A 14938-nucleotide genomic window follows, 5' to 3' on the forward strand; every position below is an offset into this window, starting at 1 on the left:
TATGACCATGAAAGAGACACAACCGGTTCTGGAGGTTCGCAACCTCTGCACGACGTTCAAGCGCGGCGGTGTGCTGCTGCCGGCGGTACGCGATGTCAGCTTTGATGTGCGACAGGGTGAGGTTCTTGGCCTCGTTGGTGAGAGCGGATCGGGTAAGAGCGTCACCCTCAGGTCGATCCTGGGGCTGACCCGGCGTCACGGCGAGGTCACGGGTGAGGTGCGCTGGCAGGGGCGGGATATTTCCCGCCTGTCGGATCGGCAGTTGCGCCAGGTGCGCGGCGGCGAGGTTGCAATGATTTTTCAGGAGCCGATGACCTCGCTTAACCCCCTGTTGACCGTGGGTTTGCAACTGATCGAGACGCTGAAGGCCCATACTGATCTGTCTCGCGCTGCGCGCCGGGACCGGGCGATTGAGATGCTGGATCACGTCGGGATCCCCGCCGCGGCCTCTCGGTTGCAGGACTATCCGCATCAGTTTTCCGGCGGCATGCGCCAGCGGGTGATGATCGCCATCGCGCTGGCGGCGGAGCCAAAGCTATTGCTGGCGGACGAGCCGACCACCGCGCTGGATGTCACCATTCAGGCGCAGATCCTCGATCTGATCCTGCGTCTGTCACAGGAGATGAACATGGGGGTTATTCTGGTCACCCATGATTTGGGTGTGGTGGCGCAGACCTGTGAAAACGTTGCGGTGATGTATGCCGGGCGCATTGTGGAACAGGGGGCGGTGCGGCAGGTGCTGCGCGCGCCAAGGCATCCCTATACCGCGGGGCTGATGCGTTCGGTGCCGCAGGATATTGCCCCGCGCACGCCGCTCTATTCCGTGCCGGGCACACCGCCGAGCCTTGAGATGCTGCCGCGAGGCTGCGCCTATGCACCGCGTTGTGAGGTGCGGACGGAAGCCTGCCTGAGCAAGAGGCCTCCGCTGGAAACCATCAGTACCGGGCGGCGCGCGGCCTGTTTCAATCCGGTTCCCGCAATTCAGGGAGAAGTGGCATGACGCATCCGGTGATGGAGATTGACGACCTCAGCCTGACCTTTCAGCTGCCGCGCAGCTTGGTTGATGTGATACGCAAACAACCCGGGCGCGCAGTGCGGGCGCTGAATGGTGTCAGCCTGGCGCTGCAGAAGGGGGAAACCCTTGGCGTCGTTGGTGAATCCGGATGTGGAAAATCCACGTTGGCGCGCTGTATTGTGCGTCTCTATCAGCCGCAGGGTGGCAGTATTCGCCACCATGGGCAGGATATCTTTGCCGAGGGTGCGCGCCGTGATCGCAGCTATAACCGCCGCGTGCAGATGATGTTCCAGGATCCCTATTCTTCGCTCAATCCGCGTATGACCTGTGGTCAAATCCTGAGCGAAGCCCTGCACGTGCACAAAATGCGCCCAGCGGATGAAATTCCTGCGCGGGTGGAGGAACTGCTGGAGTTGGTCCGGCTGCCAGCCGATGCGGCTCAGAAACTGCCGCATGAGTTTTCCGGTGGTCAACGCCAGCGGATTGCAATCGCGCGCGCGCTGGCGGTGGAGCCTGAGGTGCTGATTGCGGATGAGTTGGTGTCGGCGCTGGATGTCTCAGTTCAGGCGCAGGTGGTGAACCTGCTCTTGGAATTGCAGGAGCAGCTGGATCTGACCATCCTGTTTGTGGCCCACGACCTGCGACTGGTGCGTCATGTCTCGCACCGGGTGGCGGTGATCTATCTGGGCCGTATCGTTGAAATAGGCGACAGTGAGACCCTGTTTGCAAACCCTGCGCATCCTTATTCGCAGGCGTTGCTGAGTGCGGCCCCCTCGCTTGACCCGGATGACACGGGCGATGCGATCCGGCTGGAGGGAGAGTTGCCCTCACCCTTGAATGTACCACCGGGGTGCCCGTTTCATGTGCGCTGTGCTCATGCCGCTGATGTCTGCAGGCGGGATGTTCCGCGCTTGCGCCCCCTTGGCGACCGCGGTGAGGTCGCCTGCCATCTTGCTGAAGAGATCTCCCAAAATGCCTGACACTCTGAGCAACCCGCCTGCGGCGGCGCGCATCGCCGATCTACGTTTGGAACTGGCCGCCCGCAATCTTGATGCTTTCATCCTGCCCCGGTTTGATGCCCATCAGGGTGAATATGTCGCCCCGCATGACGAACGCTTGGCCTATGTCACCGGGTTTACCGGCTCCGCCGGAATGGCGATTGTAACGACGGAGACTGTCGCGGTTTTTGTCGATGGGCGTTACAGTGTGCAGGTCGCCAATGAATGTGCAGGCCCATGGTTTTCGCGGTTGCATATCTTTGATCAGCCGCCGGAACACTGGCTTTCCTCGGTCGCGCGGGAGGGTTGGCAGGTGGGGTGTGACCCGATGCACCTGCCGCCCGGTTGGTATGATCGGTTTTCTGCGGCCTGCGCGCAGGCAGGCGCCGTGATGCAGCCGCAGCAGGACAATCCGGTGGATGCCATCTGGCAGGATCAGCCGTCCCCGCCATCGGGGCAGGTGACAGTATTCCCTGTGCAATTGTCCGGGCGAAGCTGCGCTGAAAAATGCGCAGATATGGTTGCGCATCTAAACGAGAAAGGCGCTGAATGTTTGGTCGAGACCCAGCCGGACAATATCGCCTGGCTGCTAAATTTGCGCGGAGATGATGTGGCGTTTAATCCGATGCCGCAATCGTTTCTCATCGCGGATCGGACCGGCGAAGTTTCCTGGTTCGTTAATCCAACCAAGCTGAATGAGGCGGTGCAGGATCATCTTCCCGCCGCCGTGACTGTCTATCCGATGTCAGAGTTTCTGACCACTCTGCGCCGTCGATGCGTTGCGGGCGTAGCGGTGCTATTCGACCCTGATTTCTCGCCTGTGGCTGTCCGGCAGACCATTGCAGAAGCAGGGGCCACACCGGTTCCGATGGCCAGTGCATTGACCCGGGCGAAAGCGATCAAGAACCCGGTGGAACTGACGGGTCTGCAAAACTGTCATGTTCAGGATGGTGTTGCCTGGGCCGAGTTCTCATGCTGGCTCGCTGAAACGGTTCCGGCCCGTGCCGCACTTGGCCATCCGGTGACAGAGCGCGAAGCTGAAGAGAAAATCTTGTCCTTTCGACAGGACCGCCCGGGTTTCCTGAGCGAGAGTTTCCAGACCATCTCCGCCGCTGGGGGGAATGCTGCCATGTGCCACTACGCAGCCACCAATGGTCGGAATGCGCCGATACTGCCAGAACATCCCTATCTGTTGGACAGCGGCGGCCAATATGAGACGGGCACCACGGATGCCACGCGCAGCTTTGCGTTTGATCTGCGCCCCGAGGGCTACGACCGGGCTTACACGGCTGTGTTCAAAGCCTTCCAGGCGCTTGCCACACTGCGGTTTCCACGCGGCACCCAAGGGCACCACATTGATGCGATCTGCCGACGACCGCTCTGGGATCTGGGCCTTGACTACGATCATGGCACCGGTCACGGGATCGGGCACCGGCTATCAGTTCACGAACATCCTCAGCGCATCGGCAAGCCATATAACCCGGTGGATCTGACGGCTGGTATGGTGGTGTCGATTGAGCCGGGCTATTACGAGGCTGATAGGTTTGGTATCCGCATTGAGAATCTCTTTGAGATCATTGAAGAAACGGATGGTTTCTTAGCGTTTCGCAATATGACGTGGGCACCGATACAGACAGACATGCTGATCCCTGCTGACTTGAGTGCGGCTGAACGGCTGTGGCTGAACAGCTATCATCAACAGGTGTTGCAACGGCTTGCGCCGCTGCTGAGCGAGCCCGCACACAGGTGGCTGTCTTCAGTGACTGCGGAGATCTGATAGGATCGCTATTGCGTTGGGGCGGTGGTCGCAGCCGTGGGAAATTTGTCTTCAATCTGAGTGAAATCTGCTGGGTAAACCTGTTCGGACACACGCTTTGAAAGCATGGATCAACACTTTGTTCAGGCGGATGTGGGAGAGATCGTTAACGACGAGCCTTCCAAGTGGAGATTTCAATGCCAGCTCTGTTCAATACAATTTCAGGCAAGCTTCTTGCCGCAACCACGGTTGCTATCACCGGGTTGATGCTGTGCTTCAGCGTCTTCACGGCTCTTAATGAGTCCAAGCAGGTTCGAGAACGGGTCCTAGAAGGCGCGTCCCAGCGCGCCTCGGACATTTCCCAGAGCCTGTCTTCGCAATTGGTCGAAGCAACCTCAGCCGCATCCGCGCTTGGTGGCGCCTTGTCCGGCTACATCGAAGATGGCGAAGCAACCACCGCGGATCTGATCAAAATCATGGAAGGTGTGCCAGGCCGGTATGATCTTGTATTTTCTTCCTGGATGTCCGCAATCCCCGATGGCGCCACCGAGGATTTCATCACAGGAACTGAAGGGCGCAATGCGGATGGTATCTTTGCCGCCTATTGGACCAAATCCGATGCGGGCGGGTTGAACTTCGAGACCTTCAATGTCGATCCGAATGATACATCCGAGTGGTATCGCCTGCCCATCGACAGCGGTGAGAGTGTCATCACGGAGCCGTATCTTTCCAATGAAAACAGGCTGCTGACATCTGTGTCTGTCCCGGTCAATGCGCAGGGGCAGATCGTGGGTGTTGCGGGTGTGGATATCGTCCTCGACAATCTGGGCGACTTCGTTCGCGGGCTCTCCGTTTATGAGGGCGGCAGTGTGATGCTGCTGGGGCAAGGAGGCAAATGGCTGTCTCATCCGGACCCGGAGATGCTGGTGCAGGCCTTTGAGGGTGAGGAAGTGGCGGACTTTCAGGCTGCCATAGAGACAGGTGAAGTACAGATCGTTTCCGACCGCGCAGATGGATCTACGCGCCTTTTCTACCCGTTTACCGCCTATGGTATGAACAAGACCTGGGTGGTGGTTCTGGATGTCCCGCGCCACGTCTTCGTCAACCCTGTCAAGGCGAGCATCTATGAACAGCTGATGACCAATGTGCTGCTGTTGGGTCTGACCCTGGCGACAATCTTTTTCTCGGTTCGTTCGCTGGTCCGGCGTCCTCTGGGAAAGATGCTTGGCGTCATGAAGGATCTGACCGAGGGCAAAGTCCACGAACCTGTTGATATTCCAAAGCGAAAGGATGAGATCGGAGCGATGGCAGCTTCCATCGAAACTCTGCGTCAGGGCCTTGCCTCTAAGGAGGAGCTGGAAGCAACTCAGCTGCGTGAGAAACAGCAGCAGGAAGAGGTTGTCAGAACGCTTGCACAGCAGCTCCAGCAATTGGCCGGTGGGCGGCTGGATGTCAAAATCCATGATGAGATGCCGCACCAATACGAGGCTCTGCGTCAGGATTTCAACAACACGGTTGAGCAATTGAGCAAGCTGATCACCTCGGTCAATGATTCTGCTGACTCTATCGATACCGGGCTGACGGAAATTGCGTCTGCAACCAATGATCTCTCTCAACGGACCGAGCAATCAGCGCTACAGCTTGAAGAGACGGCCGCCTCGCTGAGCGAGCTTACGCAGAATGTGAAACATGTCGCCAGTGGCGCCCGCGAAACCGAGGCCTTGGTTACCTCTGTGAGCCAGAATGCAGCAACCAGTTCAGCCGTCGCGCGCGAAACGGTGGACGCAATGGATTCCATCGCTGCGACCTCAGAGCAGATCACCCGAATCACCGGTATGATTGATGACATCGCGTTCCAGACCAACCTCTTGGCGTTGAATGCCGGCGTCGAAGCCGCGCGTGCGGGCGAAGCGGGGCGCGGGTTCTCAGTGGTGGCGGCGGAAGTCCGCAGTCTGGCCCTGCGTTCGTCTGAATCCGCTCTTGAAATCAAGAAACTGATTACAGCGTCTGAGGCGCAGGTGGCTCATGGTGTTGATCTGGTCGGTCGGACGAACGACTCCCTGACCACGATTATGAATGCCATCGGCAGCATTTCTGAACATGTTGGCGATATTGCCAAGCAGGCGGATGAGCAGTCTAGAGGAATCTCTGAATTGAACGGGGCCATGAGCACGTTGGAATCCGCACAACAACAGAACGCCGCGATGTGCGAAGAAACCGCTGCAGCTTGTAGTTCTCTCGATCATGAGACAACGAACCTGTCTCGGTTGGTCACGGCGTTTCAGACTGGTGAGCGCGCCCAGCCAAGGCAAGTGCAGGCCCAGCGTGGCTATGTTGCCGCCGCCTGATCCTCGGGGGGTCGCGTGTCCGCTCGGTGGCTGAGACAGTCGCAGTGCGGTGCCTGGTGATCAAGGAGCGTGAGAGGGTGTGTTTGATAAAATAAAACACGCCATCTTCAACAACGCATCGGTCAATGGTTTGCCGCCTTTGAGGTTGATAGGACAACAGGTCACCGCTCCTTGTCAGGGGCGGTGGCCTTTTGTGATACTGTAGTCGACGATGTATATCGGCTTCGCTCACCCTGAAGCTACTACATGATTGATGTTCCCTTAGATGGCTCGGCGCCGAGCTGATAATGATGCGTCTGACACGGGGCGACTGCGAGGGTTTGGGCGCCTGTCGGGGCCGCAACGGCTACACTGCGTGGTGTGAGACGGGCGGATCAGATTTGGAAAGCCATAGTCTCCAGATAGGTCTTTGAGGCGCGCTCGGTGGGCGCGGCACATGGTAGAGGGCCACGGATGTTTAGGTGCCTCTGGGCGGGTCTGGGCGTCGCCTTATTGCTAAAGCGCTAGTGACACGGGCTGGGGCGACGTACTGAATTTTTGCGAAGAGGGCACGAATATGCGCTAAGCCTCTGTTTTCACGCCGAGCGGATTTGGAGTGTCGTTGCCGCTCATCCTGTCAGGATCGGGTGGCCGCATTACAAGCTATTTGATCAATGGAGAGAGGCGGCTGAGTGACGTCAGCCGCTTTCGTCGGTCTGCTCAAAAAAGAGTGGTATTGGTCCGGTGGCACGCCGCGATACCGCTGCAGCACTTGAGTAGAGTGCGCTCACCCTGCGCCGCGGCGGCTTTCGTAGACTGCCTTGGAGTGGACTAAGTCACTGCGCGCTATTGTTTCGGCTGCTGCGGATCTTGTCCAATATCTGCTGCAGCCGGTCGCCCCCAACTAGGAAGATCATGATGACATAGGTGGGGATGGCCACGGCAAACTGTGCCAAAAGTTGTGACGTGCCATACATTGGTGGGCCCAGTTCGCGTAGGGCAAACAGGGCAATAGCCATCATGGACACGGATATCAGGGCAGGTCGAAGGGCGTCAAATATGTATGTTGCCGCCGACATGTCGAGTATCTTCAGGGTTTTGCGTGTCGCGATTGGCCACAGCAGGAAGGAAATGCCTACGAGCGCGGACATGATCCGGTTCAGGCCTTCGGGTGCCAGCAGCAGAATTGCAGCAAATCCGGAAAGGCTGACCACACATTCGAAGCCGAACCACCAGCTGGCATGACCGGAGAACCGAACCAGAGAGGCGTGCATGACGCCGATGCTCATCATCAGGCTCAGCATGGCAAAACATTGCAGCGGGTAGATTGCCGCCAGCCATTTGCTGCCAAAGACAAAGGGGATGGCGGTTGGTGCCACGATGATGAAGCCGATGAACAGGGGAAAGGCAGCTGTTGCTGCGGCAAAGCTGCTGAGGATAAAGGCCTCGCGGCGCTGATCCTTTTCGGTCTGTAGGCTGGCGAACAGGACCCTTGTGACTGGCAGCAGTGTACCGATAGTCAGCTCCTGCAGGATCTCGCAGATCCTGCGAGCGAAGAAGAAAATGCCGAGCACAGCGGGGCCCGCAACAACCCCGAGAAGGATCTGGTTGATTTTGGTCGGCTCGATCATTCGCCCGCCCATGGTGAACAGGGTGAAACCGCGCAAATCAGTCAGCGCCGCACGCGAAAGCTGAAATCCCGGACGCCAGTCTGCGGTCCAATAGGAAACGATGCAGCCAACCACTGCGGTGATGACCTGTGCCATGATCAGCGCCCAGATGGCATAGCCCTGTAGGACGAGCAGCAGGCAACCCGCAGCGCCAAGCCCGTTGGCAAGCGTTGTGCGAAGGGCGATATGGCGAAACTCCATGCGCCGGTTCACTAGAGCAGCGGGGATATTTCCAAGCGATACGAAGAGGATGCGTAGCGACAAGACTGGCAAAATGACCGCCAGCACATCAAGTTTGGTCCAGCTTGCGATCAGCGGGGCTGAAATCACCAGGACCGCGATAGCGGCCAATGCAATTGCCATGGTCAGCCAGAAAGCACTGTCTAGATGTGCCTGTCTCAGATCGCTGCGTTGAATAATAGCGTCGCCAAGGGGAAGCGGCACCAATGTCATCACCCAGATCACAATCGATGTCGCAAGGGCTACTGCCCCAAAGTCGGCGGGCTCCAGCAACAGCGAGGTCACGAGGAAAACAACAACGGTGAGACCGTTGCTGACCATGATATTGACGAATGACCAGAACACCCCAAGAAGCGCCAGACGGCCGCGGCCTCTGGATACGTGGCTCAGTGTTGATGCGTCTGTGTTGCTGTCGTGCATTCTGGTCGTCCCGCTATTGCAGTTAGGGCGCCTGATGTCGCGCGGCTGTCCGCCGCTGACACGGGCCGTGATCCCTTTTGCCTTCGCCTGGACAGTACAGCATAGGGCTTAATGTCGTCTTTACCGTCCTGTCCGTCCGATCACTGACAAACCCGTCAACAGGATCAGTTTGATATCAAAGCTGAATGTCCGGCGTTCGAGATAATCAATATCAAAGGAGACGCGATCCTCATAGCTGACATCATTGCGCCCGGACACCTGCCATAGGCCAGTGATTCCCGGTTTCTGGCTGAGGTAGATCGGCGCAGCGGATCCGTATTTGCTCAACTCGCAACGCACGATCGGCCGTGGCCCGACAAAGCTCATGTCACCGCGCAGCACGTTCCAGATCTGCGGCAGCTCGTCCAGGCTGCTGCGGCGCAGGAAGAGGCCGAGGTTGGTGATCCGCGGATCGCGGCTCAGCTTTCGGTCGCGCGCCCATTCCTGGGCTGCCTTGGCATCGGTTTTCAAATGCTCGGCCAATACGTCCTCGGCACCATGAATCATGGTGCGGATTTTCCAACAGGTGAACGGGGTTCCATCCTTTCCGATACGCGTGTGGCCGAAGAAGCCCGGACCTCCGTCGCGGCGGCTGATCATCCACAAAAGGGCGATCACCGGCGATAGTACGGGAAACAGTATCAGAGCCAAGAGGATATCAAGTAGGCGCTTTCCGATCATGGCGTAGAGACCCATGCGCCGTGGAGCGGCCTGCTCGCAGCCGACGGGTGAGCGCGGGTTGTCGAAATTTGTAACGTCGCTCATGTCTTACCCCGATCTTCAGCCTCGCGGTGCCAACGTTGATGTCGACAGGATCGCTATTTGCTCTTGGTGGCTGCGATCTCATCCGCCTTTCCTAAGATTTGATTCAAATTCGTGGCAAGAATTTGTCTTAAACAGAGTATTGCTTGGGCGTTGTCTGATTGTCTGAAGTGGGTTTGGTGTCAGCGCAATCACTGATCTGCGTGGCTGACATGATCGCCGGTATCTCAGCTGACCGCTGCTCTGTCGCCTGTGTCAGCTGAATTGACAGCTCCGGTGCATCGTATTAATTTTGTAATCGAAATAAATTGCCGCATCAGGACTAGCCGGGGTTCTGCAACCAGGGATATCCTTTAATGCCGCCAGCCAGCCTGTCATCTTTTGGATCATATCCGCCGCACGCGCATCTGCCGGAGACTGCGGCTGGTCAGCTGCAATGGCTGGATCTGGAAAATGATCATCTGCGGCTTCGGATCCTCAACTTCGGCGCAATTACGGCACGCTTGGATCTGCGCGCCGGTGATGGATGGTTGCCAATGGTTCTGGGCTATCGCGATATGGCCGCCTATCTGGGGGATCCTTTCTATCTGGGGGCTATTGTGGGTCGGGTCGCCAATCGCGTTGGCGGCGCTGGTTTCGATCTGACGGGGCGGCGGGTTGCACTGGATGCAAATGAGGGTGGTAATCAGCTGCATGGAGGAACGGCGGGTCTCGGGCGGGTCTTCTGGGATATCCGGCAGGTCGCCGATGATGCGGTGGAGCTGAGATATACCTCAGCTGATGGTGAGAATGGCTATCCCGGATGCGCCGAAATCCAGCTGCGGATCGCATTGTCTGGCGGCAGCGTCAGCTACGATATGAGGGCCAGTGTTGATCAGGCGACACCAATCAACTTGGCGCAGCACAGTTACTACACGCTGGGTGCCACGGGTGACATTTGGGGGCACCGTTTGCAGTGTCCGGCATCAACCTATCTGCCGCTGCGCCCGGACGGGGTGCCAACAGGCGCGATTGTGCCTGTCGCGGGGACCCCGTTCGATTTTACCGATGGGCAGCCGTTTGCAACGCTGGATCCACAGCGACGTGGAACCGACAATCATGTCATCTTTGCCAAGGGTGCCGAGGGGCATATGTCGGAGATCGCGAAGTTGACTTCCCCAAACGGGGTTTCCATGCGGGTTTGTTCGGATCAGCCGGGTGCGCAGATCTATACAGCAACACATCTGAACAGCGCAGTGACGGCACAGGAAGGGCAGCAGCTTGCACCTTTCGCGGCTGTCTGTATTGAGCCACAGGGGTTCCCGGATGCGGTCAATCAACCTGATTTTCCAAGCGTTATTGTGCATCCGGGGCGGCCTTATCACCAGAGGCTGTCGTTGGATTTCTCAACAAATGGGGCAGACCGGGATGACTGAGTATTGGCGTCGGAGCGGCCTTCTGGGGTCTATTGTCACCAGCCTGAGCCTTTGGGCCTATGCTGACGAGGTGATCGCGGAGATCAAGCGTCAGCCCTTGGATCTGGGTCCCCGTCCGAGTTTCGCGCTGATGGATCAGGCACAGGTCGAGTTGGGGCAGCTGTTGTTCTACGATCCCATCCTGTCAGGCAATCGCAATATCAGCTGCGCCAGCTGTCACCATCCGCGGTTTGGCACTGGTGATGGTGTGTCGCTGTCGCTGGGGGAGGGGGCAAGCAGGCTTGGCCCCAAACGACAGGCCGATCCCGAAAACCTGCCGGAGCAACGTATCCCGCGCAATGCGCCTGCACTTTGGAACCTTGGCGCGCGGGGAATGGATGTCATGTTTCATGACGGCAGGCTGGAGGCAGATCCAGCCTATGGATCAGGTATTCGTACGCCGCTGGAGGGCGATATGGTTGCCGGGTTTGACTCAGCGTTGTCTGCGCAGGCGATGTTTCCGGTGCTTTCAGCAGATGAGATGGCAGGCCACTACGGCGAAAATGAGGTGTCCCGTGCTGTGCGTCTGGGCCAGTTGAGCCATCCGGGCGGTGCTTGGGATCTGATTGCAGGTCGGGTGGCGGATATTCCGGAATACAGACAGCGGTTTGATCGCGTTTTGGGCCAAGGGGCCTCCATTCAGTTCACGGATATCGGGAATATGCTTGCGGCCTTTATCCGGTTTGAGTGGCGGGCCGATGACAGCCCGTTTGATCGTGCGCAGATGCAGGGAGAACCGCTGCTACCCGCCGCTGCGCGGGGGCAAGAGACGTTTTATGGCGCGGCGGGATGCAGCCAGTGCCATTCCGGCTGGTTGCAGACGGACAATGGGTTTCATGCAATTGCAATGCCTCAGCTTGGACCGGGGAAGGCCGCGCGGTTTGAGGCCCATGCCCGCGATGAAGGCCGGTTGCGCGTGACCGGAAACGCCGACGATGCGTATAGGTTTCGGACACCCTCGCTGCGGAATGTGGCGCTTACGGCGCCCTATGGGCACAGCGGGGCCTATGCCACGCTGGAGGCGGTTGTGCGTCATCACTTAAATCCGCTGGATGCTTTGATGTCATATGATCGCAGTCAGGCGGTCTTGCCTGCACTTCAGGAGGCAATCGATTGGGCGGCAATGGATGATCCTGCGGAGGTGCAGCGCATCGCCTCCGCCAATGATCTGGTGCCCGTCATGTTGAGTGACGATGAGGTCGCCGATCTTATCGCCTTTCTTGAGGCCCTGACCGATAGCACAGCGGCGGCGGGGCGGCTTGGTGTGCCGGACGCCGTGCCCTCCGGGCTGCCTGTCGAGCGGTAGCCCGGACGTGGCTACTGGATCACTGTAAGATGCTGGTTGGGTGACACCGCCTGCCACTCTGTTGCCTCCCCATCCGGCCAGATCACACGCAATCGCAGGTCCTGAGCCTCTCCCAGACCAAAATGCAGGTCCCCGGCGGAACCGCCTGCGTGACCTCCGCCAACCGTGAGTTCGCGGGTATGGATCCGGGTTCCGGTGTCCAGCTCGACAAAGGCTCCGATGGCTTGGGTGTTGGGGGCGATGCCGTGCACAGACAGGGTGAGCCAGTTACCGGTGGTTTGAGTGGCGTTCTGATGAAGCTCCATCGGGGCGCGACGGTTGATTACGGCAAGGTCAAGGCGACCATCCAGATTGAGGTCGCGCAGAACAGCGCCACGGGACCGGGCCATGCTGGCGATTTTTGCCGCTGCGGCGGCATCCGCAAATCGTCCATCAACACCTTGGATCAAAAGCGTATTTGGATCACGCATGGCGGCGTCTGGCATCTGTTCGACATTGCCTTTGGTTACGAAGATATCGTCACGCCCGTCGTTGTTCACATCACCAAAATCCGCGTGCCATCCGGTGGAGGGTCGCCCGTCACCGCCACTGGTTGGGCGGTGAGCTGTGGTTCCGTAGTTGTAGGTCACATCACGATAGGACGGGCCGATACCGGCGGGATCAAATAGCTGAAGCTTCTGGTCCCCCATCGAGGTGAGGTAAACATCAGAGAACCCATCGCCATTGAGATCGCGCGACGCGATCCCCATGCCCCAGAGATGGTAGGGTGCCCAGCCGTCATCCTGGTGGTACAGCTCCGGCGGTGTGGTCATCTTCCACATCTGTTCCTGCCCGCCGCGCACATAGTAATGCCGATCATTGCTGATGCGCAGGTCGGCGCGCCCGCGTGCAGGCCCGTCAGCGCGTCGGTGCCAGTTGGTGAACAGCATGGACAGGGCGCAATACCCGGGCGTGAGCCTGATTGGGGGGCTATATCTGTCCCCTTCGGGGCGATAGAGCAGCGTGTCATCGCAGGCCTCAAACGGGCCATCAGGGTTGCTCCGGTCTACGTAGGTGCCGAAGGCCAGGGTGGGCAGTTGAGCCCCTTTCTCCCATGTGGCGGAGAAGGCGGTGGTCCAGTGATCTCCACTGGAAAATCCAATATCATCAAATGGTTCGAACTGGCAGTCTCCGATTCCACGCAGCAATTGGTCGGCGCCGACGCGCAACACGACGAGATCCAGAACCCTGTCACCGTCAATATCCAGCGGGTAGATGCCGGTGACCCCGGTTTGCGCCAAGGCTGTAGGCGTATCGGCGGTGAACTGCAAAGCTGCGCCGGGGGTCTTGGTCCGATTGATCATCAGCTGAACCGGATTGCTGCCACCCGCAGCCACCAGATCGGGAAACCTGTCGTCGTTGCAATCCAGCGAAGCCAGACCGCCGCCGACGAAATGCTCCCAACCGCCATCATAGATATGCGCGGCGATTGGGCGCGGGGTGAACATCGGCGGTTCAGAACTGCTGGCGAGTGCAATCTGCGGCAGAAGGCACAGCGGCGCCAACAGACGAAGGACCCTAACCGGCATGGCTTGCAACCTCCCTGATGGTGAGAGCCGAGACTTCTTCAATCGCATAGGCTGCGGCGCCTTTCGCCCACATCTGGTTACCCCAGCCATGCACGCGCACCTCGGGCAGGGGGCCATCTACCTGGACTACCCAGCGGCGCATTTCTTCGACCACTTTGTCGGAGGACAGATAACCAAAGGCCAGCTGCGCGCCTGCCAGAACAATCATCTGAGGATCAAAGATATTGACGATGTTCGCCAGCCCCATGGCAAACATCCGTCCGGCGCGGTCGAGGATAGATTGCGCCATCATGTCGCCCTCAGCCACCGCTGCATAAAGCGAGGCAAGATCCTTGTGCCGCTCGACGCCACTGGTGATATTCGCCTCACGCAGTAGGGCATAATCGCCAACATAGGCCTCCAGACAGCCACGTTGCCCGCATTGGCAGAGCGCGCCTTCCAGCTGCACCTTGATATGGCCGAACTCTGCACCACAGCCGCGCGCGCCGCGATAGATTTGGTTATCAATAACGATGCCCATGCCGACCCCGTGCTCGACGGTGACAACAACAAAGTTGCTGCGGGTGTCGCCCTCGCCGAACAGATGCTCTGCCTTGGCAACCAGATTGGCGTCATTGTCGATGAACACCGGCATGCTGAGGTGCGATTTTAGCGCGCTGCCGAGGTCAATGTTGCGCACATTGAGCGATGAGGACCAATAGATGAAGTTCCGCTCCGCATCCATGACCCCGGCCATACCGATACCGACGCCGGAGATCTGCGCGCGGGTCAGCCCACCCTTGGCGCAGCTTTGATCCAGAGCCTCGACAATTTTCTCGCACAGGGATTCCGGGGACATCTGGCCGCCCCGCAAGGGCATTTCGTGGCTGATCAGTTCGGTGCCTTCGAAATCGGTGATCAGCGTCGTGATGGCGTGATGTGAGAGCTTCAGCCCGGCGATATGATGTGCACTTCCCCGAATTCTGAGGGCAACCCGCGGACGGCCCCGTTTCGCACCGCGCACCGTGTCAGGGCTGACTTCCTCGATCAATCCGGCGGCCAACAGCTCGGCGGTGATTGCGGTGACAGTGGCCGGGCTGATCCGGGTGATCTGGGCAATATCGATTCGGGCGATCTGCCCGGCGGCGCGTATGGTATCAAATACCTGTAGGCGGCTGCTTTCACGCAACTCGCCGGAATGTGAAAGCCTGTCCGATTTGACCACCGTATTTCCCCCTTATTGTCGGGCGGGTTATCGCAGAAAACGGCCGACCAACAAGATATCCGACCTCATGATACATTATTTAATTTGAGTTTCAAAAAAAATAATGTTAGGGATATCAGGACGGGCATGTAGCGAGGGGGGACCTGACTGCTGCAAGCGCCCGCAACGACCCGAGGGAG

Annotated in this window: 10 protein-coding genes; 6 read left to right on the forward strand and 4 right to left on the reverse strand. The window is 58.6% G+C overall.

All coding sequences use genetic code 11. The features are described 5' to 3' along the window. The first annotated feature begins 1 nt into the window (after position 1). From J4721_RS01345 to J4721_RS01360, 4 genes are all read left to right on the forward strand, one after another. Positions 2 to 1000, forward strand: coding sequence for an ABC transporter ATP-binding protein (locus tag J4721_RS01345; RefSeq protein ID WP_102875427.1), 999 nt, complete (start codon positions 2 to 4; stop codon positions 998 to 1000). After that, positions 997 to 1995: an ABC transporter ATP-binding protein gene (locus J4721_RS01350; protein ID WP_014881665.1), complete on the forward strand. Its 999-nt coding sequence runs from the start codon at positions 997 to 999 to the stop codon at positions 1993 to 1995. The genes J4721_RS01345 and J4721_RS01350 overlap by 4 nt, the downstream gene beginning before the upstream one ends. Then, the gene (locus tag J4721_RS01355) at positions 1988 to 3790 is read left to right on the forward strand and encodes an aminopeptidase P family protein (RefSeq protein WP_102875428.1); all 1803 of its coding nucleotides are present in this window, start codon (positions 1988 to 1990) and stop codon (positions 3788 to 3790) included. Before J4721_RS01350 ends, J4721_RS01355 begins: the two co-directional genes overlap by 8 nt. Before the next feature lie 176 nt (positions 3791 to 3966). Next, on the forward strand, positions 3967 to 6117 hold the full coding sequence (locus J4721_RS01360) for a methyl-accepting chemotaxis protein (RefSeq protein WP_102875429.1): 2151 nt from the start codon (positions 3967 to 3969) through the stop codon (positions 6115 to 6117). An 815-nt stretch (positions 6118 to 6932) separates the two neighbouring features. On the opposite strand, the gene J4721_RS01365 is transcribed toward J4721_RS01360, so the two are convergent. Beyond that, a complete protein-coding gene (locus J4721_RS01365) occupies positions 6933 to 8426 on the reverse strand; it encodes an oligosaccharide flippase family protein (RefSeq protein ID WP_211001934.1) in 1494 nt (497 codons plus the stop codon). 120 nt (positions 8427 to 8546) lie between these two features. Beyond that, entirely contained in the window at positions 8547 to 9230 is a 684-nt protein-coding gene (locus tag J4721_RS01370; protein ID WP_014881669.1) for a sugar transferase, read from the reverse strand. Between the two features lie 353 nt (positions 9231 to 9583). On the opposite strand from J4721_RS01370, the gene J4721_RS01375 reads away from it, so the two are divergent. After that, on the forward strand, positions 9584 to 10642 hold the full coding sequence (locus J4721_RS01375; protein WP_211001935.1) for an aldose epimerase family protein: 1059 nt from the start codon (positions 9584 to 9586) through the stop codon (positions 10640 to 10642). Beyond that, a complete protein-coding gene (locus J4721_RS01380; protein WP_211001936.1) occupies positions 10635 to 11987 on the forward strand; it encodes a cytochrome-c peroxidase in 1353 nt (450 codons plus the stop codon). Before J4721_RS01375 ends, J4721_RS01380 begins: the two co-directional genes overlap by 8 nt. 11 nt (positions 11988 to 11998) lie before the next feature. Here J4721_RS01380 and J4721_RS01385 read toward each other — a convergent pair whose 3' ends face one another. Together J4721_RS01385 and J4721_RS01390 are read right to left on the reverse strand one after the other, a co-directional pair. Beyond that, positions 11999 to 13555 (reverse strand): CRTAC1 family protein, encoded by a 1557-nt coding sequence (locus J4721_RS01385; protein WP_211001937.1) that lies wholly within the window; start codon positions 13553 to 13555, stop codon positions 11999 to 12001. Further along, positions 13545 to 14759: an ROK family protein gene (locus tag J4721_RS01390; RefSeq protein ID WP_211001938.1), complete on the reverse strand. Its 1215-nt coding sequence runs from the start codon at positions 14757 to 14759 to the stop codon at positions 13545 to 13547. The genes J4721_RS01385 and J4721_RS01390 overlap by 11 nt, the downstream gene beginning before the upstream one ends. Between the last annotated feature and the right edge of the window lie 179 nt (positions 14760 to 14938).

Source organism: Phaeobacter sp. HS011 (assembly GCF_018101215.1).
Taxonomy (GTDB): Bacteria; Pseudomonadota; Alphaproteobacteria; order Rhodobacterales; family Rhodobacteraceae; genus Phaeobacter; species Phaeobacter inhibens.

Bases quoted from the DNA above. Each gene is read 5' to 3' on its own strand.
- J4721_RS01375 (WP_211001935.1), top strand. From the start codon at position 9,584: ATGCCGCCAGCCAGCCTGTCATCTTTTGGATCATATCCGCCGCACGCG.
- J4721_RS01350 (WP_014881665.1), top strand. From the start codon at position 997: ATGACGCATCCGGTGATGGAGATTGACGACCTCAGCCTGACCTTTCAG.
- J4721_RS01360 (WP_102875429.1), top strand. From the start codon at position 3,967: ATGCCAGCTCTGTTCAATACAATTTCAGGCAAGCTTCTTGCCGCAACC.
- J4721_RS01385 (WP_211001937.1), bottom strand. From the start codon at position 13,555: ATGCCGGTTAGGGTCCTTCGTCTGTTGGCGCCGCTGTGCCTTCTGCCG.
- J4721_RS01380 (WP_211001936.1), top strand. From the start codon at position 10,635: ATGACTGAGTATTGGCGTCGGAGCGGCCTTCTGGGGTCTATTGTCACC.
- J4721_RS01365 (WP_211001934.1), bottom strand. From the start codon at position 8,426: ATGCACGACAGCAACACAGACGCATCAACACTGAGCCACGTATCCAGA.
- J4721_RS01370 (WP_014881669.1), bottom strand. From the start codon at position 9,230: ATGAGCGACGTTACAAATTTCGACAACCCGCGCTCACCCGTCGGCTGC.
- J4721_RS01355 (WP_102875428.1), top strand. From the start codon at position 1,988: ATGCCTGACACTCTGAGCAACCCGCCTGCGGCGGCGCGCATCGCCGAT.
- J4721_RS01345 (WP_102875427.1), top strand. From the start codon at position 2: ATGACCATGAAAGAGACACAACCGGTTCTGGAGGTTCGCAACCTCTGC.